Raw genomic sequence first — 22,963 nt, 5'->3', positions numbered from 1 at the left:
GCCCACTATATGACGTGAGGTGATCTGAATAATGATTGAACTATTGAATACAGCTGAAATACAGGCCTATCTGAAACGGATCGGCATAGATGATATAAAGGAACCTACACTGGAATTCTTATTTGAACTCCAGCGAGCACATGTGCAATATTTATCCTGGCAAACGCTCGATATTTTTGCAGGTCTTCCTGCGGAAATCAGTCTTCAAGATTCAATTCAGCTTATATTACAGGGACGTAGCGGCTACTGCTTTCATCTAAATGGTGCATTTAGTGTTCTTCTCCGCTCGCTGGGTTATACGGTTGATTGGCATCGCGGGGGAGTACAGCCTCATGGGGAACAACCCCGTGTGAACTCATTCCATCTCGGTCTATCTGTGCTTCTGCCAGATGCTGACCCGACAGTTGAACGCTGGATTGTAGATGTAGGTCTCGGCGGAATGCCCTTTGAACCTCTGCCACTTCGTTATGGAACCTATGGTTCAGCTCCGTTCACGTACCAATTGATGCCATCATCTGTTGTGGCTGGGGGATGGCGGCTTGAGTACGAGCCTAATGGGCCAAGTGAAGGTGTGGACTATGCTCCTGAAGCAATTACCAGCCTGGAAGAGTTCATTCCCAAACATGAATTCTACAGTCGGGCAGTCGAATCACCTTGGCATAACGTATTTTTGCTTCGTCAGCGGAATGAGATCCGCAGTCATGAACTACGTGGATGTATGCTTCGAACACATGATATGGAAGGAACCCTTAAAAAGGAGATCCGGAATTATACCGAGTGGCGTAACGTATTAACTGAAATATTCTATGAACCCTTGGTGAATTACAGCGAACTGGAATGCCAAGATATGTGGGAGCGAATACAGGCTGCGCATACAGAATGGAAACGAGTACAGGAAGCATGAAGAGGAAGATGCAAAACCTGAGGCCTTAACATGAAAAGCGAGACAATCGGCTTGCTTGTTAGGGGCATCCGTATAGTGATGATTTGGGAGGAAGAGTTGAGGGGACGTTCCATATAAAGGAAAGTTACTGAACTGCGCCGAATACGTATTCAGGTGATTAATGATGATAACTATTCGTGTACTCCAAGTTCCAGAAGTATTGCCCGAGGCGTACTGGAACCAATTGCTATCGCAAGTTTCTGCGGAGCGACGTGCTCAGGCTTCGCGTTTTGTGCGTCAGGCTGACGCGTATCGCTCCGTGCTGGGAGAGATATTGACTCGTGTGACTTTGAGCAAGTTAACTGGACTGAGACCTGCTGAGCTTTCTTTTACCCGTAATTCCTACGGCAAACCTTCGCTCAGTCACCATTCGGATGTACAATTCAACGTCTCCCATTCTGGTGATTGGATTGCTCTGATCTCCGGCAGTACAGATGAACTAGGCGTGGATGTGGAAAAGATAGCTCCAATTGACATGCAGATTGCAGAGCGTTTCTTCTCTCCTAAGGAAAGCCAGTTCTTGGCTGCCGAGCCTGACGATCGTCGGCTGGAAACCTTCTACCGTCTATGGACGCTGAAGGAAAGTTATATCAAGGCAGTCGGTATGGGCTTGTCCATGCCACTGGATTCCTTCGCCATCCTTCCCAATGAGCGGGAAGATTGGCATTGCAAACAGGCCGGGACATATCTCTTTCTCAGTCAGCGACTGGATGATGGACATATGCTGGCAGCCTGTTCGGCTGGGGGAGAGCTGCCGAGCAAGCCGGAAATCATAACCTTAGAGGATCTGTATCCGGATTTAGTATAGAGTGGTGCTGGGCCTCAACGAGTTGGAATCAGTTGAGTTTTGTAAGAGGCCGCCATTAAGATAATCCTGCTAATGTTAATCAAAAAAGCTAACGACGTGAGTATCACGCGTTAGCTTTTTTGGCTTTATATTCACACTCCGTTTACGTCTCTGACGTATGGATAGGACTAGTCCCGACTCCGCAATTTGCCAAGCAGGCGGATGATCTCAATGTACAACCATACCAGCGTCACCATCAATCCAAATGCACCGTACCACTCCATATACTTGGGCGCACCACGTTCAGCACCACCCTCGATGAAGTCGAAATCAAGGACCAGATTGAGGGCAGCCACAATGACGATAACGACCGAAATACCGATGCCGATCAAGCTGTTATCATGCAGATAAGGAATTGAAATGCCGAAGAAACCCAGTACAAAGCTCAACAGATACATGATCATGATACCACCAGTTGCAGCAACAACGCCCAACTTGAAGTTCTCCGTAGCTTTGATCAATCTGGTTTTGTATGCCACCAGCAGAGCGATGAATACAGCCATGGTCAACAGAGCCGCCTGCAAGGTAATTCCGTTATACAGGGACTCATAGGTTGCAGAGAGTGCCCCAAGGAAAAGGCCTTCTGCCACGGCATAGATAGGTACTAGATACGGTGCCGCTACTGGTTTGAAGGAAATGACAAGCGCCAGAATGAAACCAACGATTAATCCACCATAAGCGAGCGGCATCACTTGTTGTCCGTTAAAGAACATCATCCATGTTGCAAACGCACTGCCCAGCAGGATCACAAGCGTAATAAACGCTTTATTCACCGTGCCGTTGATCGTCATGTAATTCTGATACCGATCTTCTCCATATCCTCTGTTTTCAAACGTGCTGTCTTTAAGTGTAGGGTTACCGCTACGACCGATCAACACAATCACCTCTTCATATGTATTTGATATATCTGTGATACTAAGTTTGGGCGTACTACGTTTCAAAATCTACAAGCTACTCCCTCGAAAAGATCGGGATGGCACCAGAAGGAATCGGATGCAATCCTTCGATTACATCCTTACCCACTGGCGCACCACTTAGGACATATGTCCCAGACATTGCATGTTCATGTGCTTTTTAAGCGTCTTATTTGTACAAAACTTTATCTACATTGTATTTCGCACGCATCGTGTTGATGATATACGTCTCGTAAATTTCACGATCTACCGGATCTTCAACCAGGCATACTTCAATCTTCGTTACTTCTTCGCGGTGATTCTTAATTGGTGATACTGTATCTTCAAAATGCTTTTTGATACGTGGTCTTAATTTTCGTGCTTTCCCGACAAATAACAATTCTCCAGCGGCATTGTAAAACATGAAAATCCCGCCTAGTTCCCGGGTAATCAGGTGAAAATCAGTAAATCCATAAATGTGGCTAAGCTGTGGATCAGCCTGCTTTGTGATGGTTACATCCGGTGTTGGCACGGTAATATTAATCAATAGGCTCACTTCCTCATTATCTATAGGTTTACATCCTATCACATATTATAAAGGGACACCATTTCAATCTATATGAAGTACAATTCACGCAATTTTCGCTATTACGACAAATATTTCAAAAAAAAGGTTAACTTCCCTGATTCAAAGTGGTACTATAGGGGTATGAGGAAGAAATTGGGCACTGAGACATACGTCTTTATATCTACCTCCGTCTATTGTACCCTATGATTGAAACTCTTTTTCATGCTGAATTCTGTTACGTGATCACGACAAGAGTACAGTTAGCAAGAACCCTAGCTTATAGATTGTAGATTCATCATCTAATCGACCCTTGCAGCAAGCAAACCTAGAAAGACCTAGATTCATGATTCACTGTAGATTATAAGTATCACCTAGAAAGCCTGCAATTATAGTCGTACTGAAGTTAATAGACACACGTAGAAGGTCAGATAGCTATCGATCCTAGAGAGACTAGTCATGCTATACAACTGTAGAAATTATAGCAGCAGTACTATAGAAAATGGATCAAGTTTCACCACCAGGCCCCGGCATACTGCTAGGGCTTTTTTGCGTTTGTGCGAACAACCAACCACACGCTCAGGGAAACAGAGGTATCGTGGTTCTTTCTGCGGGGTTTATAATATGGCAAGATACCAGTAGAGGGAGTGATGGGATGTATTCCGATCTGCAACTGACGGAGGACCGCCCTGTATATATACAAGTCAAAGATTATATGAAGCGTTTGATGCTCAAAGGCGGCCTGCAAGCCAAACAAAAGCTGCCCTCGACCCGTGAACTCAGTACACTCATGAAGGTTAGTCGCAGCACGGTCCTGCTCGCTTATGCCGAGCTTGAAGATGAAGGTCTGATCTATGCAGTCAAAGGCAAGGGCAATTACGTCAGTGCCTCCATCGAAACACCTGAGGCAGCAGCGAACTGGGAACTGGACTGGACGACAGAGGTAAGCGAGTATGCAATTCAGGCAGAGCAGTACGATCTGATGAAGCACGGCTCCGGAGCAGAGCGAGGTGAGATATCGTTTACCAGCATAGCGCCGGATGAAAAGCTGTTTGATCTGCACAACGTGAAGCGGGCTTTTCTGGATCGCATGTCACTTGAAGGCGAAGTACTGCTGAATTACGGATATGCGCAAGGATACAGACCGCTGATGAACTATTTACTACGTTATATGGAGAACAAAGGTGTTGACCTCCGTGGCAAGGACATTCTGATCACCAACGGATTCACTGAAGGTTTCGATCTGGTGCTTGGAGTGTTGCGCAAAAAAAGCGGAAAAGCGCTATGCGAGAATCCAACGCATCACACGGCGATTAAAAATCTAAAATTGCACCAGTTTCAACTGACCGGTGTGAACATGGAGCCGGATGGCCTGGACTTGAAGCAACTGGAACATGAACTTGAGGCAAGTCCATATGATCTGGCATATCTCGTGCCATCCTATCACAATCCAACCGGGATTGTGACGTCCCCTGCGAAACGGGTAGAGATCATCCGGTTGATGAACAAGTATCAGGTACCGATTATTGAAGACGGTTTTAACGAAGAATTGCGATATTCCGGTTCGCATGTCTCTCCCCTGATCGCCAGCATGGGCAAAGGCAATGGACTGGTGTATCTGGGCAGCTTCTCCAAAGTCCTGTTCCCAGGTCTGCGGGTGGGTTGGATTATTGCGGATGCGGCGCTGATTGATTATCTGGAGAGTATGAAACGGGCACGCAGCATCCATACCTCCACGCTGGACCAATCGTTATTGTATCAATATCTGAGCAACGGTAATTTCGAGAAATATTTGAAGCGAGCTCGCACCGAATATAAGCGAAAATATGAATTGGTTGTGCGTTGCCTGAAACAGTATCTGCCAATGTGCCGAATTTCCGGTGCGGGTGGTCTGCATCTGTTCGTGCAGTTCCCGTCCGAATACAGAACCCGTGAACTGCTGGAAGCCTGTAAAGTGAAAGGTGTAACGTTCACACCAGGGGATACCTTTTATCTGGAACCCGGTCAGGGTGTAAACACGATGCGTCTGGGTTTCTCCAGAGTCAGCGATGAGAATATACGTAAAGGCATTCGCATCATTGGCGAGACAGCAGCTCAAATGAGATAAGGAGGATTTCACATGAAAGTTGGCGTGATTATGGGCGGTACATCTTCAGAGCGGGATATTTCCCTGCTCACCGGACAGGAGATGATTGCAAACCTGAATAAAGACAAATACGAGGTTGTACCCATCGAGCTGAATACCAAGCGCGATCTAATCGACAAGTCAGCGGGGATCGATGTGGCACTGCTTGCCCTGCATGGCAAATACGGCGAAGACGGTACGGTCCAAGGCACATTAGAATCTCTGGGTATTCCCTACACAGGCTGTGGTGTGCTGGCAAGTAGTGTATGTATGGATAAAGACATGTCCAAACAGCTCATGCAGCATGCAGGTGTACTTACTGGAGAATGGCTGCGAGTGAGCCATATGGAGGAACTGTCCTCTATTGCTGTTCAACAATTAACGTACCCCGTGGTGGTCAAACCCAATTCAGGCGGTTCCAGCATCGGTACCCAAGTGGTGAAGGAAGCTTCCGCCCTGCCAACTGCTGTAGAGGCTGCCCTCGCCTGGGATGATACGGTCATGATTGAACAGTATATCGAAGGTGAGGAGATTACCTGTGCCATTCTGGATGGTAAGATGCTGCCGGTGATCTCCATTCGTTCGAACGCGGAGTTTTTCGATTATTCTTCCAAATATGATGACCACGGGGCCGATGAGCAGGTTGTGCAATTGCCTTTGGACCTTCACCATCGCGTCGAAGCCGCGGCCTTGGCCTGTTATCAGGTGCTCAAATGCAGCGTCTACGCTCGCGTGGATATGATGATTCGGGAAGGCATGCCGTATGTGCTTGAAGTGAACACGCTGCCGGGTCTTACCCGTAACAGTCTGCTGCCCAAAAGTGCAGCCGCTGCAGGCATTTCTTTTGCAGAGCTACTGGATACCATTATTGAACTTTCATTGAAGGAAAGACCCAAGGAGGTTACAACATTATGAGCCTGGATGTGACGATTAGACATAGCTCCACTACCGATCTGCAAGATATGGTCATTCTGATGGACCAACTTGGTTATCCCACCACGTACGCCGAGATGGAAGAGCGCTATACCCATATCTCTGCGGACGCAAACTTTACTACACTCGTTGCTGAAGCACGAGGCCGCGTAGTTGGACTGATCGGATTACAGACTTCTTATATGTATGAAAAAAACGGAAGACACTGCCGCATCTTGGCATTGGTTGTACACGACCAGTTCAGGGGCTCAGGCATCGGCCGTCAGCTCATTCTTGAAGCTGAGCAATGGGCAGCCACGCATAACGTGGATTCCCTGTCTCTGAACAGTGGCAATCGCCCAGAACGTGAAGCTGCACATGAATTCTATCGTCAGATGGGCTTTACAGCCGGGAGTACCGGGTTTAGCAAAAAGCCGCAGATTCTACAGCACACTTAACCTGCCGGATACGGGATACGCCCCCTTGAATATCAAACCAAAAAAAGAACGCCCCAATCCGCACATTGGCGAAAAAGGGCGTTCTTCGGTATATATCTATGTCGCATCGATGTGCTGTTGATGATTATGGGATCAATATTTGGCTGACTGTGCACCATCAATTGGAATAATAGCTCCATTGATAAACGGTGCTTCGCCGGACAGCAGGAAGGCAACGAGACGCCCTACTTCCTTCGGTTCACCCAAGCGCTTCGCCGGGTTGTCCTTCACGAACTCTTTGGATGCTGACTCCCAGTCATTCGGATTGATCTGTTTGAACGAACCGATGACCATATCTGTCAGAATGGCTCCGGGTGCAATTGCATTAACGCTGATCCCGTGCTCGGCGTATTCAATCGCTGCGTCTTTGGTCATGCCGGCTACGGCATGTTTGCTCGCTCCGTAGGCAACCAGGTTTGGCACGGCGCGAATCCCTCCAACAGAGGACGCGTTCACGATGTAGCCTTCGCCCTGTTTTTTCATCACAGGTAGAACGTGCTTCAACCCGAAAAATACACCCTTCAGATTGATGTCGATAACTTTATTGAACATCTCCGTCTCGTAGTTCTCGATCAGGTTTTGCTTGCCTTCAATGCCTGCATTGTTGAAAAATGCATCGATACGCCCAAATTCATTGACCGTATCACTAACATACTTTTTTACAGCTTCTTCATCCGATACGTCACCTTCGATTAACAGAAACTCGGCATGCTGTACCTCTTCCGAGATCACACGCTTGGTCTCTTCCAGCGCCTTCATGTTCACATCCACTAGGGCAAGCTTCGCCCCTTCACGTGCAACTTCCACAGCAGCTGATCGTCCAAGACCGGAGCCACCGCCTGTAATCAGTACCACTTTACCCGCAAATCGTTCAGTCATAATCCATAGACCTCCCTTTGCTGTTTTTGACATCCTCCATACGTAAATACCCATTTCTTCATTTGCTCTAATCTAACGGGGAACAGTTACAGCCATCTCTCAACCGGATTAGTATGCTTCCGTACTGGCCCTGCCATTCCTCTGACCTGGAACGACATGACAAAGAGGAGCACCTCTATTAGAGGCACTCCCCATGCATTTCATTATTTTAAGTCATAAGAAATTAAGGACGGTCAATGTAGATCCAGCCTGTTTCTTGTTCCTTATCTACAGTAGCTCCAAGGGATTCAGCCACAAAGCGCAGCGGCACATACGTCTTGCCGTCCTTGCCTACATAAGCGGATTCCACCATAGTCACTTCTTTACCAGCAACGGTTGCCTTCTTGGAACCTACGGTCAGGACAATCTCATCACCAGTGATGTCGTCAATGACAACGATTTGGTTCGAGCCTTTGGTCCATTTCACTTCAGCATCCAGTTCTTCAGACACGTAGCGAAGTGGAACAAATGTTGTATTCTTAACGGTGATCGCCCCAGCGTACTCATCATCCGGGAAGAGCACTACGCTTTTACTCGTGATTCCAGCTTCATCTTTCAGCAATTGGTATGCCAGTGAATTGGAATCAAAATTGCGCAGCATCTGTCCAGGCGTAATATCATCCTTCATCAGATCCATAACGCCACCGGATACATCCACTTCATCAACTGCAACTGCGCCACCGATATTCCACTGTTCACTGTCTCCACTTACGGTTACGGAGTTCACTGGCAGATCTTCGGAGGCAGGCAGCGCTACTTTCAGTTCAAAGTTTTGCTTGCGAATATCCAGCTTGCTGTCGAGATAAAAGTCCAATTTCAGTTTGGTATTTGTGCCAAAGACCGTTTTGAATTCAGGGGTCTCATTCAACAGGTTGTTCAGCTCCTGATCATAATTGACCAGCATACTGTCCAGTCCTACTTTGATGATGGCATATAGTGACGCAACGGCTTCATCTTTCGATTCAGGAACGATCGAATTCAGCGTGTCGTCTCCCCCACCTTCTACCTCATTCACAGCTTCAAGTACAGGGTAGAACACATCGTACAGATCTCCAATGAGGTCTTTCAGTCCTTGCTCATCCTTCGAAATACTCGTCAGGAACGGTTTAACCATGGCAAGCATCTCTTCACCACTAACTTCCAGATGCAGCTTGGAGAGGCTAATTGCTTCGCCATTCACGGATTCCTGTACCGGTGTTACGGAGATGTTCTTCGGATTGGACAGATGTTTCAGGACAAAAGAGAACAGTTTCGGGGAAAGTTCCTCGAGTTGTTTCTCCAGTGCCTTCGTATCTACCATCGGAAGCGCTTGTGCATCCTGGAACGTATCCAGAGACATGTACAGCGGTTTCTGGGCTCCGTCCAGATCAATGACCAATTGGGACTCATTCATGGACAGGTGGAAAGGTAACTTCGTTCCCTCCATGCTCAGTGTACCTTTGATCGATGCTGTCTTCGCATCTTTCATTTTGGCTTGATCAATATCCAGGGATATGGAATTAATTAGTTCGATCATTTCAAGGTCTTTTTCTGTAGCAAATTCCTTAGCCGGTTCTATGTTTATATTCATGGATTGTCTGGATTCACCGGACTTGATACTCGCGCCATTGGCCATTGCTTTGCCAACGTCTACTCCACCCACAGCCTGACATCCTGTAAGAACAACCATTAAAAGTACTAGTGGCACTGCCATCCATTGGACTAACTTCCGATTCGTAATATGAACTCCTCCTTAGAAAAATATGGTTCATTTCCATTATGAAGGTATAGGTAATTCTTGTAAACGGATACGCAAAAAAATAAACCAAAAGGCCGGAACATGTCCGACCTCTGGTCTATCTATATTTCAGCATATCGTATGTTTCGATAAAACATCCTGCTTCATTGTGCAATACTGGGAGTTATTCTTTCTCCTGATCTTCTGCAAGTTTCTCATCCGTTTCTTCATCTTCCGCAGTTGCGGGAGTCTCGAATTGATCCGGCTCGTCCTCTTGAATCGCTTTGTTCTCTTCGTTCTGATCCTGTGTCATATCGCATTCCCTCTCTTCTACCGGATTGTCATGTCATCAAGGCCTGAGCCTTGTGTCTATCAATAACCCGAATAGGCGTAGTTCAAACCTGCCTCAGTGTCGGCCATAGAATCCCCATCATAATTTTAGTGCTCATTTAGAAAACATAAAAGATGATCCCGTTCCCACTTGCAGCCGTGGCCTGAAACAAGGCCTGGACATCATCCGCAGTCTGAACGATCTCCTGAAATGTCTCTTCCGCGTCCCAATCTTCCATGACAGGATAGACGCCTTCAGCGATCATATGGTCAAGGCTATACCGCTCCTTTAATTCTTCCGGTGTGAGCTGTTCCAGTGCCATGTAGGCTTCCAGCACCTGCTCGTTACTAAGCAAAAACAGATCCATATCCGAATAGTTTCCCACGTATTGCTCACCTGCGAGAGGCACAACATATCCCAGGGGCGGCTCCCCTTCTACCAAGTTACCGTTCAGCGTGAACTGCAGCATTTGCCATGTTTTATCGATATCCAGATCCACTGCACAATCATGCACACTAACCTCACCTGACTTGATGGATTCAACCAGCTCCTCAGTTACCACAAGATATCTGCCGGACATTCCCATACCGCTACCCCTCCTGTGTAATTCCTTCTATTGTTCCCCATTAACCGTGCTTGTTGGTTCAGAATCGGGGTAATCCCTATCAAGGAGGGTGTATACATGAAAAAATTTGATTACAGTCTCAATTATGATGAGTTGGATCTGCGCAAACATCCTGAGCTGTACACCGTAGGCCGGGGCGAGCAGGGTGTTCTGATGGGTAGAGCCGTACAAAGGCGAGATTCTGCCACACTGGCGGTTCAAAACACCCGAGATTGCGACAGAGTCATCGGAGAAGATCTATGAGCTATTTTTGGACTATAAGAAAAAGGGAGATTTCGTGGGTATGGATATGGCACGCAAATTTCTCCAGATGGGTTATACACGGGCCAGACGGTATACAAATCACAAAGGAGGACGCAAATACTCAAAGGAGGATGGCTCAATCTTGCCCTATCAGAATGATAAGGTGAAGGCAGAAGCCGCGGCCATATTCAAAGCGCAATGGGAGATCGCCAAGACCGATCCGGACTATGTGAGGATGAAGAAGGAACATCGTGAAAAGTACGAGTCTGATGAGGCGTAGGATCAACAGTGAAAAGATTGACTTATGGAAACATTTGTCTCAGAATCGATCTTGTTACTGTACATTTTCAACCATTATATTGGAGAAGAGAGGCGCATCCCATTATGACAGATTCGTTCATCCACTTAAACACAGGCCAGAATATCAGTATCAACGAATCCACCCAACTTCAGGTAACCATTCAATGTACATCATCTCCTTCTCCCTTGGATGTTAGCTGCTTTATGGTGAACGAAGAGGGAAAGGTCCCATCTGACGACTATTTTGTATTTTATAATCAGACGGCCGATCCCCATCAAAGTGTGCATTTGCAACAGGCAGAGGAACTGAAATCGTCTTTTGTACTGGATACCAATCAATTACGGCAGGCCCCTGTGGAAAAATGTGTGTTTACGGCTACTCTGGATGCGGGAGGGACTTTCGCCGATGTTCAGGCATGTCAGGCGATTGTACAAGCTGGTTCCCAGCAGATCACCTATGAGATCAAGCAGGTCACTGCGGAAACAGCTCTTATTTTTATTGAAATCTATAAGTATCGTGACGGGTTCAAAGTTCGTGCGATTGGACGAGGTTTCTTTGGTGGATTGCAGCCGCTGGCAGAGTCATTTGGTGTTGAAATTGAGAGTAACGACACCTCGGAAGCCGAACAAGTTCTTCTCACGGCACAAGCTGAAGTAGCAGCGGCCTCTCCAGAAGTCTTGGCACCTGTTGCTGTACCAAACACGGTTCATCCGCCGCTTAACCTGACCAAGATCGATCTCCTCAAGCGTAAAGTAACCCTGTCTCTACAAAAGAAAAAGATCGAACCTATACAGGCACGTGTTGCCGTTGTATTTGATGCATCTGGCTCCATGTACCATCTGTATCGCAAAGGCATCGTGCAAGAAGCCTTCGAGCGTATCCTGGCGATTGCATCCGCTTTTGATGATAACGGAGAGCTGGACGTCTGGTTCTTCGCCAAAGACTTCTTGCGTGCACCTAGCGTCACCGCCAGGGATTTCGAGAATTATATTGAACGCACATATACGCTGGGAAGCAAAGGCGGTACCAATAACGAACCCCCTGTGATGCAGGATGTCATTCGCAAATACACGATCGAGGAACCCGATGTGAAGATGCCAACGTATATTATCTTTTTTAGCGATGGCGGAGTCAGTCAAAAAGGGAAAATCATGCGGCTTATTACCGAAAGCTCAACCAAAAACCTGTTCTGGCAATTTGTTGGCCTAGGCCAAGCCAATTACGGTATTCTCGAGAAACTTGATGACATGACTGGACGTTTCATCGATAATGCTGATTTTTTTGCTCTCGACGACATCTCCAAGATCAGCGATGAAGAATTGTACGATCGTCTCCTCACTGAATTTCCAGGTTGGATAAAGGAGGCTCGGGCCAAAGGCATTTTGGCCTAAAGCTTTTACCCTATACCCCTAATCAGGCTTGTACTTTTTCTGGTTTAACACCCTCGGAACGTGGACGGAGCATACTTCCTACGATTCGCAACATGGACTTGCGTGGTATGAGACGGGTGAACTGTGCTGTCCAATAATTCCTGGCCCCCGGCACAGCATAAGGTTTGCCTGACTCCAGTGCCCTCATGGCTACGGCCACGACATGCTCAGGTGTATCACGTTTGCCCACCGAGGCTTCATCAGCACCCACTACATCAAAGAACGAGGTCTCGGTTGAGCCTGGGCATAGTGCCAAAAACTGAACGCCACGCTTCCTGTTTTCTTCGTATAATGCCTCTGTAAAAGAAAGTACAAATGCCTTCGTTGCTCCATACACAGCCATATACGGATCAGGTTGAAAGGCAGCCGTCGAAGAGACATTAATGACAGCACCATTTTTCTTCTGTAACATGCCTGGCAAGAAAAGATGCGTCATGTTTGTCAAGGCGAGCACGTTCAACATAATCTCCTCCTGTTGCCGGGAACCATCCAGTTGTTCAAAACATCCATGGGTAGCAAATCCCGCATTGTTGATCAGCATATCGATGTGTATTCCCCGATTCTGACATTCCTCGTATACGTTCTGAGGTGCCTCTACTTCGGAAAGATCCGATACGATTACCTCAGCCCTTACTTGATATGTACGTTCTATACGTTCTGCCAATTGATTCAGTTTGGACTCTGTTCTAGCCACCAGCACGATATTTTTACCCTTAGAAGCCATCTCGAGTGCAAAAATTTCCCCAATACCTGAAGAAGCACCTGTAATAAGTACCCATTGATGCTGTTCCTTTATCATCTCTCATCCATCCTCTGTATATGATTTGAACACTTGTTTTCATCAGGAAACACTGTTTCTTTATAGAATCATCGTAACCAAAACCCATGACGCTGTCAAATGCATTTGTTAAATTTGAATCTAGAACGGGGTGCTTACTTACTAAACTCGGATTAAATTGACGTTATCTGGCGTAAAACAGTAGAATGACCTTAAGAAAAGGAAACGTAGTTTCTGTTCAACAACAATACGGTTACGAGGATGAAATCAATGAAGGATCTTAATTCGGGTTCCACGGAATCTGCACATACGGTAACAACCTTTCAGGAAGCCAGACTGCAGCACTCGGATAATCTGCGGCAAAATATTGTGCATGCTGCTGCTGCTTTACTGCAAGAGCATGGACCAGAAGCCGTCACGGTACGCCGTGTAGCTGAACGCATGGAGTGCTCCACCAAAATCATATATAATCTCTTCGGCAAAAAAGAAGGGTTAGCCAAACATCTGTATCTAGAGGGATGCTCCCTCATGGCCCAGCGTTTTGAAGCTATGCCCCAGCAGGCATCGTTCGAACAATATTTCCGTGATCTGGCCCACGTCTACTGGGACTTCGGCATTTCTCAATCCAGCTTCTATCAGCTGATGTTTGGAGGATCTTTTTCCGAATTCAAACCAGATGGAGAGACCTTACAGGGAACAGCAACTGCACTGAAACAAGTGTCTGCCTTGGTTGAGGTAGCGATTGAACAGGGAATGCTTCAGGTGCAAGATCCCCTGCTTGCGGTTCGGATGATCTGGGCTCCCTTACACGGTGTTATTCATCTGTATTTGGGAGGCCATATTGAGAGCGAAGAAGCTGCCAAAACCCTCTATGATCATACGTTGTCGATGGTTATACACTCCCTTGTGAGTACATCTGCGAATGGATAAGCATTACATCTGTGCTGTTTTAGATACTTTCAGAAGATAAACGAAAAAGGAGCAGCCCCATTGGCGTAATACGCCTAGGGCATGCTCCTTTATTTGGTTGACTTTATCTAGTTCCGTAACGGTTTCAGTCGATTAACGTGCCTCTTCGTTCTCAGCTTCCCAACGTGCAATTTCTTTACGCACGATTGGAGCGACTTCTTTACCAAGCAGTTCGATCGCTCTCATGACCTCGTTGTGCGGCATTGTGCCGAGGGGGGTGTGTAACATGAAGCGTGTAATCCCAACTTCTTTGCGCAGGTAAATAATTTTCTGAGCTACGGTATCCACATCACCTACATACAATGCACCTTCCAGGCTACGCGCCGCATCAAATGTCGCACGGCTGTAGTGTCCCCATCCACGTTCACGACCCAGTATGTTCATGACTGCTTGCGCTGGCGGGAAGAATTTCTCCACGGCTTCGTCTGTTGTATCGGCAATGAAGCCGTGAGAGTGAGAAGCAACGGTCAGCTTGGAAGCATCATGTCCCGCATGTGCAGCTGCTTTCTTGTACAGTTCCACCAGTGGTGCGAATTGTACCGGACGGCCACCGATAATGGCAAGCACCAGTGGCAAACCGAGCAATCCTGCACGAACGACAGATTCCTGATTACCACCACTGCCAATCCATACCGGAAGTTTCTCCTGTACCGGGCGCGGGTAGATGCCCAGATTGTTAAAGGAAGGGCGGTGTTTGCCTTCCCAGGTTACTTTTTCCGAATCACGCAGTTTGAGCAGCAAATCGAGTTTCTCGTCGAATAACTCATCGTAGTCGTTCAGATCATAGCCAAACAGTGGGAACGATTCGATAAATGATCCCCGCCCTGCCATAATCTCTGCACGTCCGTTCGAAATGCCGTCCAGTGTCGCGAAATCTTGATATACCCGTACCGGATCATGCGACGACAGCACGGTTACCGCACTCGTCAAGCGAATATTCTTGGTCTGTGAAGCTGCGGCCGCCAGAATGACAGCTGGTGATGAAGCGGCGTAGTCGGCACGATGATGTTCTCCCACGCCGTATACATCCAAACCCACCTGATCTGCCAAAACAATCTCTTCAACAACATCCCGAATGCGCTGCGCATGACTGATAAGTTCTCCTGTTTTTACATCCGGATTCGTCTCCACAAATGTACTAATTCCGATTTCCATTGTCTGTTCCTCCCTGATATGAAGCGATCCGTTGTTCATCTTACCTATTGTAAGTAGATCACCTTTTGTTATGTATCTTAATATTGAACTATTTTGATGAAAAACACAAGTACCCCCTGTTTCCAGAGGGCACATTTATGTTTATTTTCTATAGATTACAGCTTATCTATACTTAGTTCCATCAGGTTTGCATTAATTACAACACCGGTCTGTTTCATAAAATTGAATCCCAGAATTCCGTCAATCTCCAAACCATAATCCATATTTCCTATTTCAACTTGAAAATCATTAATCGTTGTTCCATCTACAGTTATAGAATCGAGTGACTTAGTATAAACATACTCTATACCGCCTACACCTCTTATAATCTCAACGAGATCATTCTCTTCAGGAACCATTCCTACTTCCCGAACTACATCTGCATTCAACAATGTACTAGCTGATCCGGTATCCAAAAGGACTTTTTCTAATTGTAGTACTTTTCCTCTAAATTCAAGTTTTATGCTTATGAAGGGTAGACCATAAACCTCTGAAATTTTCATCGAGGACCTCTCATGCCAACATATCGTTCTCTTGCCACAACTTCTGGACGTGAAGTGTGAAAAAAGCAGTATTCCCGTCTGGGATCTTCCTGATGCAATTCACCATAACGTTTTAGTGCCTTTGTAGAATCATCAAATGAATCAATCACTGCCATCTCTTCAATATAACGCTGGCCTTCTCTAGAATGCGCCTTGGTTGCCTCAAAAACGACCCACTCGTTAGGGAATCGCTCCTGAACTTCCTTCCATTGCATAGTGACACCTCCAGACCATTAGATAGAAATATTATATCATGTGGAAACAGTATTCCACGGGCTGAAATTCTAAAATACATAGATTTTTAGAGCATTGCCTGTAAGTCTATTATTTCTTCCTCCCAATGTACAACAGGTGCGACGAGATTCCCAATATGGAAGGATCTTTGGCCGCTTCAATCATATATTGCATGAGTTCATCATACTCGCCACGCTCTTTCCAATATTGCTGCTGCTCGTCCGTGAGCATCGCTCTAAGGCTGGATGAACCAATCAAATCTACGGTTTCAAATCCATGTTGCTCCATGAAGGGTGTAACGTCCTGAATATTAAAATAGTATGCTCCCGTAAATCGTCCTTGATCCTGATGATTGAATATACCCTTTTCCACAAAAGAATGGATTGCTGCCATGTTATCATTCGGTTTCCAGTGCTGCGGAGATTGCAGCGAATTGATACTCATGCGCATTCGGCTCTGCATCGCTACAAACACCACGCCTCCTCGCTTGGTCACACGGTACAACTCCTGTACAGCAGCCATCCGCTCTTCGTCTGTCTGCAGATGATATAACGGCCCCAGCATAAGGGACGCATCATATTTCTCGTCAGCCATACCGGAGAGCGAAGTGGCATCGAGGACATGGAATCCATCGAATTGCTGTGTCAATCCAAACTCCTGAGCCTTTTGCCGCGCAGTATCCACGGAGGAAGGTGTCAGATCCGATAAAGTGACTTGGTATCCCAGCTTCGCAAGCTCCATGGCATACTTTCCTGGTCCTGCGCCATTATCCAGAATACAACCAGTAGCGGGGAGATGTTCCCTGATGTAATGCATGTTAATGATGAATTCAATTGGTTCCCGCTCCAGTCTGCCCCACTCATCAAACCCGGAATAATATTTAATAATATGATCTCTCTTCATCGCTCTGACACCTGCCTTTTCTTATATGTAGACCACCTAACCATGTTCAAAATTAAATTCCAACCAGTATATATCTACTAAATATTTCCTGTCAAACAAAAAAACGTTCAATTTCCATTGAATGCGGAACTGAACGTTTTTCGATCTTATATCTTTTTCACAAACTCAGACTTCAACTTCATTGCACCCAAGCTGTCGATCTTGCAATCAATATCATGATCCCCATCAATCAGGCGGATATTCTTCACCTTCGTGCCCTGTTTGACCACGAGCGAGCTACCCTTAACCTTCAGATCTTTAATGACGGTAACGGTATCGCCATCACTTAGCACATTTCCGTTGGCATCGCGGATTACTTTTGTATCCTCTGCGTTATCATTGTTTGCTTCCAAAGACCATTCATGCGCGCACTCCGGGCAAACCAGCAGGTTACCATCCTCGTACGTGTACTCTGAATTACATTTGGGGCAGTTAGGCAAATTAGACATATGTATTAAACTCTCCATTCTACGATTGGCATTCCCGCAAGTATACGGGATTTCGACGGTATATTCCATACGCTTGGTCACTGCATGGATGGATTTAAACCAAATTTAAGGTTCATGCATCCCTCACTTTAAGGGTAACTACTTATGATGTAACTATTAGATACGCACTACACATACATGAATTTTAATGTCTCTATGAATGTTATTATATTTAATACCAAAGGAGTTCTTACTCATGTCCTCATATGTTTTCCCTGTGCAAATGGCTTTTTTGATCTTTGTTGTTGCGGCCATGTTTTTGCTGGTGCCGTGGTTGATCTATGGTTATCGTAAAGACGGTTTCTTCAGCTGGTCACGGTTTGGCATCAGCTTTTCGTTTATCTTTTATATTCTGGCCGCCTATTGCCTCGTCATTCTGCCGTTTCCGACTACGCGAGATACCTGTGCGCAGCAAGCCGCTGACACGATCTACTACAATCTGGTTCCATTCACTTTTGTCAAAGACATCATGAAGGAAACACCCATTGTATGGACCCAGCCTTCCAGCTATCTCAGCATGACTCAGGGCAGAGCCTTTCTGCAAGTTCTATTTAACGTCCTACTTCTCATGCCGCTGGGTGTATATATCCGTTATTTTTTTCAAAAGAGATCATTCTGGAAGTACGCCCTGCTTGGTGGATTCGGGCTTTCCTTATTCTTCGAGATCACTCAAATCACCGGATTCTACGGGTATTATAATTGTCCTTACCGCCTCTTCGATGTAGATGATCTGTTATTGAATACTTCGGGAGCAGTCATTGGATTTTTCACAGCGCCCATCCTGCTTGCTTTATTCCCATCACGTGCAAGCATTCAGGCGAAGAGTGAACAGATCGTGGAGCAAAACCGAGTGTATACTATGCCTCAATTGCTCGCGTTAATTATTGATGGAGTCGTTGTTGTCTTCCTTTCGATTCTGATATCAATCTTCACAGCATCTGATGTGATCAGTGATGCGCTAAGTACATCCATTGCTATGGTCATTGTACTGTTCTTCATACCTTGGGTGCGAAATGGGGTAACTCCAGGCTCGGCCATCTTGCGATTCCGCTATGTGAATCGTCAGACCGGCACACCTACCAGTGAATCGTTATTCAAAAGATTTGCCGCACTCTATGTTCCATGGCTGCTCGTTACGATCATTCGCTTGGTCAACGATTATGCTTTTTCAGGTCATCAGGATGTTATGCTTCAGCCTTATCAAATGTGGATCTCCTTGGGGACATTCGGTATCTATATGTTAGTCTACGCCGTACTCTTTGTTCATGTCTTGATCGTGCTCTTCTCCCGTGGAAAACGTTCCTTCTACTTCGATGAGGTGTCCCGCACACGTGCCTCTCGTAAATAATGTTTGGAGTATAACAAGGCATTATGTACCTCTAATTAGTGCTTACGTTCTGCTTATTATTCAGCCGGATTACAAAAAGAGGACGTTCATTATGAGATGAACGTCCTCTTTTGATCGGGCGCATAGCAGTTATTCAGAGTATCCATTCAAATAATCAGCCTGGATTATAACCCTAACAGCTCTCGCTTGGCTGCATCCGGATCATGTACGACCTCAATCTCATGGTTGAAGATTAGTGTCGCACGATCCTGCTCATATTCAGGCCAGTTCACACCTGCAACTTCAGGTTGGCCATTCTTGGCAAAGGAAATCCAGGCATCCTGTACCTTGAGGGCAAGTGCCGCCGCGGCTTCATCCGGCTCTGCATTCATGAATTTGAGGACATGCAGTGTATTAAACACAAAGAACATTTCGATGCTGTGAATCGCTCTTTTTAACAAGGGATGTTCCGGCATCACCCAATCAAATCGATACATCCACACCGGGGCATACTTCTGCTGTGCCGCAGCATATTGCAGCGCTGACCGCCAGAAGAACATATCGGTCATGACTTGGGCTTGTCCATCTGCCGTTTTTGGATAACTATCCGCGATGGCTACCCGGTTCTCCAGATCTGGCGTCATAAAGTCTACGCCCTGAACCATATCGATTTCTTTTGAAAAAGGTACATGTGGCTGGATGAACAGTGCACCCTCGTGTAATGTCGTACCAATCAGCACCGGAATATCCTGCGCTGAGCCTTCACTCACTGCCTGAAGTGGCATCTGTGGTAGTGTATTCCCATCCAACACAGGTTGGAACAACAATGCCATGGCTGCACCGCTCTGCTGTTTGACCGTTTCACCCGCTGCAATAATCTGCTCTACAGGAATTGTATTTAACTTCTGCAGGTTGTCCCGGTCCACCCCAAGAATCTTTAACATCCCTTCCCGCAACGCTGAAGCTTGCTCTGCCGGCATGAACTGGGATGCACCGCTCTCCATAATGGCACGTTGGAACAGTCCTTTGGCCGCTGGCATCGCCATCAGTGCTGCAATACTCATGCTACCTGCTGATTCGCCGAACACCGTAACTTGATCCGGGTTACCACCAAAAGCAGAGATATTATCCTTCACCCACTGTAATGCCGCAACCTGATCCAGCAGACCTGCATTGGATACATATGAATCACCTAATGGAGCCATATGCAGGAATCCCAAAGGTCCTAATCGGTAGTTGATCGTCACAACGATGACGTCCCCCCGAACCGCTAACTGTGTACCATCATACATCGGCTGGCTACCTGAACCTGTTACAAAGGAACCACCGTGAATCCATACCATGACCGGCAGTGGTGTTGCTCTTTTTCCCTTAGGTGCCCAGATGTTCAGATATAAACTATCTTCTGACTCATTCGGAATTTCTGTCTGGCCTTCTGGTTGATGATTTCGTGGTTGTATATTCTCAGGTCCAAATTGAGTGGCCTGTCTGATTCCATCCCATGACTCGGGCTGTACCGGAGCCTTGAAACGCAGCTCACCTACCGGAGGTTTCGCATAGGGAATGCCTTTCCATACGCTTGCATCGCGCAAAAGTTCGCCTTGAACGGTACCATATGTCGTTTGAACTTGAAGTTCTCTCATGCCACTTCTACTTCCTCTCCGTAAATAGGTTAAATTAACGAGTATGTGCATATCATGTGTACTTATTTGAGTATAGTTTGTAATCATACCCATTTACAACTTTACCCAACTCTAGCCTCCCCTGCTACGTTTCACGTGGAACTTTATGGGGTGGATGATCTGATATATATCTTTAAGATGAACACCAAAAAGGCCACCCATTAAGCAATGTCATCAAGTTTAACTTGTCTTAATGGCATTGACCCTTAGAGTAACCCTTTCCTTTTCACCACCCAAATAACTACCCTTTTACAGGATAACGCACCGTAAACTCAGCACCCTCAATCCATTCGCTCGTAACAAAGTTCCGCCCCTTTACAACCACTCGATCCTTATAAACCTCCACATGAAGCCCTTCGCTGCCCTCCAGATGTTCATCCTGATCCGTCCATAGATAACCTACAGACGACGCATTGAACATGGTTGGCATGTGGCCTGCACCATCGTACATCGTATGCTGTGCTTCCAGTTGCCAATGGGTATGACCGGAGAAGAGAATCACTTGCGGGTAATTGGCCAGAACGACCTTGAGTTCCGCATCCTGATTCACACCATACCATCCCTGTTCCTTCAGCGATCCTGCTACCGTATCCATAAGCGGCTGGTGTAAGAATAGGAAGATGGGATGATCGAGTGTTGCATGCTCAGACAACTTCGCATCCAGCCACTCCAATTGTTCGAACGACATATCGCAATCCTTCGGATGAGGTTGCTCGGTGCCCAGGAATATATAATGATACCCATCAATCCAATGGTCGTGGTAAGAGCCCTTCATGCCTGTCGTCCTTTCAAAATCACTTAATCGACGCTGCCACAACCCTGCGACTGTAATGGGGTCTACTCCTGAAGAGATCGGTCCCCCGTCTTGGTCCACCTGCTCCGAAGGTGCAGCAGACAACGTATAGGTTCCACCGGATAACTGCTCAATCAGTGCAGCTGATTCAGCAGCGGTTTGTTTAGTGACCAGCTCTATATCTGCTTCCTGCTCCAACAACTCGGCTACTTCATCCTCTTTCATCTCAAGCAAAACGATCGGCGGATCTTGCCATACCACGGCTCCAATATCATGATTACCTACCGTGTAACGAATATCCGGCAAACTCTCCGCATGTTGCTTCCATATGCGTTGCAACTCACGATATTCGCTCGGCAGCCCCCGATCTGTCACATCGCCCACATGCATAATCCCGCTGCTCCCCTGACTAAATGTAGCTATGTCGGCTAATGCTTGGTCCAGATGCCGGTTATGAATATGGTCTGCCTCATCTCGCACATGTGTGTCTGTAATGACCTGGAAGCTGGCAATAGGTTGCTCCGGTGTATGTTCATTTCTCATCAAGAATCACTCCATTTCAGTCCAATAATGCCAATCAGAATAAAACCGATCCAGACCATCGACGTGAGCCGCAGACGTTCACCAAAATAGTAATGCCCTACGACGCCAATAAGCGTAATGCCCACGCCAGACCAGATCGCATAGGCCACAGCCAGCGGCAAATACTTCACTGCAAAATTAAGAAATGTAAAGCTTGCGCCATAACAGACAAACATCAACACCGAAGGCCATAACCGCGAGAATCCATCCGATACTTTCAGCAAAATGGTAGCGCTCAGCTCCAGCCCGATGGCCAGTGCCAACAGTACCCAGCCCAAGTAGGCGTGACTGTTTGTCATCGATTCAGCCCACCATTCAGCAATTCATGGAAGGATTGAATCGTTCTATCCGCCAAGCGGATTTTTCCCGGTTCTCCAATGCCCATCCTGTACCCCGCACCAGCGGTTCGTGCCATCTCCATGTCTCCGTCCGTATCTCCAATGACCACGGTATACTGCACGGATACACCCAACCGTTCACAGGCAAGCAGTAGCATATCGGGAAAAGGTTTGCCCCGCTCCACCAGATCTGTACCAATCACCACGTCAAAAAAGGAATCCAGTCCCATCCACTGTAAATGTTTAATTGCACTGGGTGTATCATCTGCCGTCACGACACCCATAGCGACACCTTCGCTACGGCACTGTTCAAGGAATTCTTGAACTCCCGGTAACGGACGTGCCGGACGATGCTGTTCCATCTCTTCCTCCGCTCGCGCCAAACACTCCCGGACTATAATCTTGGCTTCCGCCCAGCTGAGACCCGCACGATATCCATGCCACGTCAGCACGGCATACACTTCATCCATCGTGCCCATCGCAAGTGGCCCCCGCACGTCATACCCATTCATCCGGCCTTGGTCATCGTGGAATGTACCCCAGATCTGTGGGAATTCCTCTGTATCGATACGAAGTCCCCTGGTCGCCAACTGGTCTCTGAAGTCGTTCAACACACAATCGGTCCAGAACCCCCACATGCCCGTAAAATCAAGTAATGTCCCGTCCTTGTCGAACAAAACGGCTTCAATCGGATTTGGTAATCCGTCCACATACATCTCATCTTGCATTGGTTAAACTCCTTGTCTG

The 22,963-nt window shown here is 46.8% G+C and carries 24 protein-coding genes and 1 pseudogene; 9 read left to right on the top strand and 16 right to left on the bottom strand.

The genetic code is table 11. The annotated features are described in order from the left end of the window. Positions 1 to 34: 34 nt before the first annotated feature. Positions 35 to 904, top strand: a complete 870-nt coding sequence (locus tag MKY28_RS27130; protein WP_445670936.1) for an arylamine N-acetyltransferase family protein — start codon at positions 35 to 37, stop codon at positions 902 to 904. 163 nt (positions 905 to 1,067) lie between these two features. After that, positions 1,068 to 1,751, top strand: coding sequence for a 4'-phosphopantetheinyl transferase family protein (locus tag MKY28_RS27125; RefSeq protein ID WP_340937501.1), 684 nt, complete (start codon positions 1,068 to 1,070; stop codon positions 1,749 to 1,751). Between the two features lie 167 nt (positions 1,752 to 1,918). Here MKY28_RS27125 and MKY28_RS27120 read toward each other — a convergent pair whose 3' ends face one another. Both MKY28_RS27120 and MKY28_RS27115 read right to left on the bottom strand, forming a co-directional pair. Further along, complete coding sequence (locus MKY28_RS27120; protein WP_047841093.1) at positions 1,919 to 2,665, bottom strand: Bax inhibitor-1/YccA family protein; 747 nt, start codon at positions 2,663 to 2,665, stop codon at positions 1,919 to 1,921. Between the two features lie 208 nt (positions 2,666 to 2,873). Then, the gene (locus MKY28_RS27115; RefSeq protein WP_036612270.1) at positions 2,874 to 3,230 is read right to left on the bottom strand and encodes a nucleotide excision repair endonuclease; all 357 of its coding nucleotides are present in this window, start codon (positions 3,228 to 3,230) and stop codon (positions 2,874 to 2,876) included. A 673-nt stretch (positions 3,231 to 3,903) separates the two neighbouring features. On the opposite strand from MKY28_RS27115, the gene pdxR reads away from it, so the two are divergent. Genes pdxR through MKY28_RS27100 form a run of 3 tightly spaced genes read left to right on the top strand, consistent with a single transcriptional unit; the run spans position 3,904 to position 6,743 of the window. After that, entirely contained in the window at positions 3,904 to 5,355 is a 1,452-nt protein-coding gene (pdxR, locus tag MKY28_RS27110; RefSeq protein ID WP_340031472.1) for a MocR-like pyridoxine biosynthesis transcription factor PdxR, read from the top strand. A gap of 12 nt (positions 5,356 to 5,367) precedes the next feature. Continuing rightward, positions 5,368 to 6,288 (top strand): D-alanine--D-alanine ligase, encoded by a 921-nt coding sequence (locus MKY28_RS27105; protein ID WP_340937500.1) that lies wholly within the window; start codon positions 5,368 to 5,370, stop codon positions 6,286 to 6,288. After that, positions 6,285 to 6,743, top strand: a complete 459-nt coding sequence (locus MKY28_RS27100; RefSeq protein WP_235193849.1) for a GNAT family N-acetyltransferase — start codon at positions 6,285 to 6,287, stop codon at positions 6,741 to 6,743. The genes MKY28_RS27105 and MKY28_RS27100 overlap by 4 nt, the downstream gene beginning before the upstream one ends. Before the next feature lie 132 nt (positions 6,744 to 6,875). Here the strand turns inward: MKY28_RS27100 and MKY28_RS27095 are convergent, their stop codons facing one another. The 4 genes from MKY28_RS27095 to MKY28_RS27080 all read right to left on the bottom strand — a co-directional run bounded on the left by MKY28_RS27095 (position 6,876) and on the right by MKY28_RS27080 (position 10,334). Continuing rightward, positions 6,876 to 7,661 (bottom strand): glucose 1-dehydrogenase, encoded by a 786-nt coding sequence (locus MKY28_RS27095; RefSeq protein WP_076251972.1) that lies wholly within the window; start codon positions 7,659 to 7,661, stop codon positions 6,876 to 6,878. 223 nt (positions 7,662 to 7,884) lie between these two features. After that, positions 7,885 to 9,369: a copper amine oxidase N-terminal domain-containing protein gene (locus MKY28_RS27090; RefSeq protein WP_340937499.1), complete on the bottom strand. Its 1,485-nt coding sequence runs from the start codon at positions 9,367 to 9,369 to the stop codon at positions 7,885 to 7,887. A 232-nt stretch (positions 9,370 to 9,601) separates the two neighbouring features. After that, a complete protein-coding gene (locus MKY28_RS27085) occupies positions 9,602 to 9,730 on the bottom strand; it encodes a hypothetical protein (protein WP_268745229.1) in 129 nt (42 codons plus the stop codon). Between the two features lie 136 nt (positions 9,731 to 9,866). Further along, positions 9,867 to 10,334: a DUF1877 family protein gene (locus tag MKY28_RS27080; RefSeq protein ID WP_340018760.1), complete on the bottom strand. Its 468-nt coding sequence runs from the start codon at positions 10,332 to 10,334 to the stop codon at positions 9,867 to 9,869. Between the two features lie 96 nt (positions 10,335 to 10,430). On the opposite strand from MKY28_RS27080, the pseudogene MKY28_RS27075 reads away from it, so the two are divergent. Further along, positions 10,431 to 10,896 (top strand): annotated as a pseudogene (locus MKY28_RS27075) (DUF4385 domain-containing protein). Between the two features lie 104 nt (positions 10,897 to 11,000). Continuing rightward, the gene (locus MKY28_RS27070) at positions 11,001 to 12,308 is read left to right on the top strand and encodes a VWA domain-containing protein (protein ID WP_340937498.1); all 1,308 of its coding nucleotides are present in this window, start codon (positions 11,001 to 11,003) and stop codon (positions 12,306 to 12,308) included. Between the two features lie 22 nt (positions 12,309 to 12,330). Here the strand turns inward: MKY28_RS27070 and MKY28_RS27065 are convergent, their stop codons facing one another. Next, entirely contained in the window at positions 12,331 to 13,146 is an 816-nt protein-coding gene (locus MKY28_RS27065) for an SDR family NAD(P)-dependent oxidoreductase (protein ID WP_074092771.1), read from the bottom strand. Positions 13,147 to 13,395: 249 nt separating this feature from the next. Here MKY28_RS27065 and MKY28_RS27060 point away from each other — a divergent pair, with 249 nt between their 5' ends. Beyond that, positions 13,396 to 14,055, top strand: coding sequence for a TetR/AcrR family transcriptional regulator (locus tag MKY28_RS27060; protein WP_076320383.1), 660 nt, complete (start codon positions 13,396 to 13,398; stop codon positions 14,053 to 14,055). A gap of 132 nt (positions 14,056 to 14,187) precedes the next feature. Here the strand turns inward: MKY28_RS27060 and MKY28_RS27055 are convergent, their stop codons facing one another. The 5 genes from MKY28_RS27055 to MKY28_RS27035 all read right to left on the bottom strand — a co-directional run bounded on the left by MKY28_RS27055 (position 14,188) and on the right by MKY28_RS27035 (position 17,455). Beyond that, a complete protein-coding gene (locus MKY28_RS27055) occupies positions 14,188 to 15,249 on the bottom strand; it encodes an LLM class flavin-dependent oxidoreductase (RefSeq protein ID WP_017691578.1) in 1,062 nt (353 codons plus the stop codon). Positions 15,250 to 15,404: 155 nt separating this feature from the next. Next, positions 15,405 to 15,791, bottom strand: coding sequence for a retropepsin-like aspartic protease (locus tag MKY28_RS27050; protein WP_340937496.1), 387 nt, complete (start codon positions 15,789 to 15,791; stop codon positions 15,405 to 15,407). Next, entirely contained in the window at positions 15,788 to 16,045 is a 258-nt protein-coding gene (locus MKY28_RS27045; protein ID WP_047840923.1) for a hypothetical protein, read from the bottom strand. The genes MKY28_RS27050 and MKY28_RS27045 overlap by 4 nt, the downstream gene beginning before the upstream one ends. Positions 16,046 to 16,154: 109 nt before the next feature. Continuing rightward, positions 16,155 to 16,967, bottom strand: a complete 813-nt coding sequence (locus tag MKY28_RS27040) for a class I SAM-dependent methyltransferase (RefSeq protein WP_340937495.1) — start codon at positions 16,965 to 16,967, stop codon at positions 16,155 to 16,157. A 146-nt stretch (positions 16,968 to 17,113) separates the two neighbouring features. Then, positions 17,114 to 17,455: a zinc ribbon domain-containing protein YjdM gene (locus MKY28_RS27035; protein ID WP_340937494.1), complete on the bottom strand. Its 342-nt coding sequence runs from the start codon at positions 17,453 to 17,455 to the stop codon at positions 17,114 to 17,116. A gap of 235 nt (positions 17,456 to 17,690) precedes the next feature. Here MKY28_RS27035 and MKY28_RS27030 point away from each other — a divergent pair, with 235 nt between their 5' ends. After that, a complete protein-coding gene (locus MKY28_RS27030; RefSeq protein WP_340937492.1) occupies positions 17,691 to 18,842 on the top strand; it encodes a VanZ family protein in 1,152 nt (383 codons plus the stop codon). A gap of 164 nt (positions 18,843 to 19,006) precedes the next feature. Here MKY28_RS27030 and MKY28_RS27025 read toward each other — a convergent pair whose 3' ends face one another. The 4 genes from MKY28_RS27025 to MKY28_RS27010 all read right to left on the bottom strand — a co-directional run bounded on the left by MKY28_RS27025 (position 19,007) and on the right by MKY28_RS27010 (position 22,944). Further along, positions 19,007 to 20,464 (bottom strand): carboxylesterase/lipase family protein, encoded by a 1,458-nt coding sequence (locus MKY28_RS27025; RefSeq protein ID WP_340937491.1) that lies wholly within the window; start codon positions 20,462 to 20,464, stop codon positions 19,007 to 19,009. 280 nt (positions 20,465 to 20,744) lie between these two features. After that, the gene (locus MKY28_RS27020) at positions 20,745 to 21,839 is read right to left on the bottom strand and encodes a metallophosphoesterase family protein (RefSeq protein ID WP_036671735.1); all 1,095 of its coding nucleotides are present in this window, start codon (positions 21,837 to 21,839) and stop codon (positions 20,745 to 20,747) included. Next, positions 21,839 to 22,177: a DMT family transporter gene (locus tag MKY28_RS27015; protein ID WP_340937489.1), complete on the bottom strand. Its 339-nt coding sequence runs from the start codon at positions 22,175 to 22,177 to the stop codon at positions 21,839 to 21,841. Before MKY28_RS27015 ends, MKY28_RS27020 begins: the two co-directional genes overlap by 1 nt. Then, positions 22,174 to 22,944: an HAD family hydrolase gene (locus MKY28_RS27010; RefSeq protein WP_235193851.1), complete on the bottom strand. Its 771-nt coding sequence runs from the start codon at positions 22,942 to 22,944 to the stop codon at positions 22,174 to 22,176. The genes MKY28_RS27015 and MKY28_RS27010 overlap by 4 nt, the downstream gene beginning before the upstream one ends. Between the last annotated feature and the right edge of the window lie 19 nt (positions 22,945 to 22,963).

Origin of the sequence: Paenibacillus sp. FSL R5-0473 (genome assembly GCF_038004565.1) — a bacterium.
GTDB classification, from domain to species: Bacteria; Bacillota; Bacilli; order Paenibacillales; family Paenibacillaceae; genus Paenibacillus; species Paenibacillus amylolyticus.
Note: the sequence above shows the minus strand (reverse complement) of the source record. Positions and strands in the feature narration are given on the sequence as shown.